The following is a 281-nucleotide window of genomic DNA, read 5'->3' as shown; positions in this document are numbered from 1 at the left end:
ATATAGAATACTATAATCACAAACGAATCAAGGCAAAATTAAAAGGTATGAGCCCGGGACAATACCGAGCCGATACCCAACAAGCCGCCTAACGAAATAACCTGTCTAACTTTATGGGGTCACTTCATAAATCAAAGATCCTTTTTCAATACCTATAACATCGCTTATGGTGCGACAAGAAGTCGCATTCTCACAGTGTAGCTTACGCTACCCAGCCAGACGCAAAGATGGTCTCCATCCGAAACTGCATATTTGGCAACAAATATGTAGGTTGCATGAGG

General features: G+C 42.0%; 1 protein-coding gene. It reads left to right on the top strand.

Going from position 1 to position 281, the window contains the following annotated elements; genetic code table 11:
• On the top strand, positions 1-92 hold a 92-nt coding region (locus tag K9V48_RS28800), incomplete at its 5' end, for an IS3 family transposase (protein WP_224141722.1).
• Between the last annotated feature and the right edge of the window lie 189 nt (positions 93-281).

Source organism: Metabacillus rhizolycopersici, assembly GCF_020075705.1.
The sequence above is the reverse complement of the archived record's forward strand: the minus strand, read 5'-3'. Positions and strand labels throughout refer to the sequence as shown.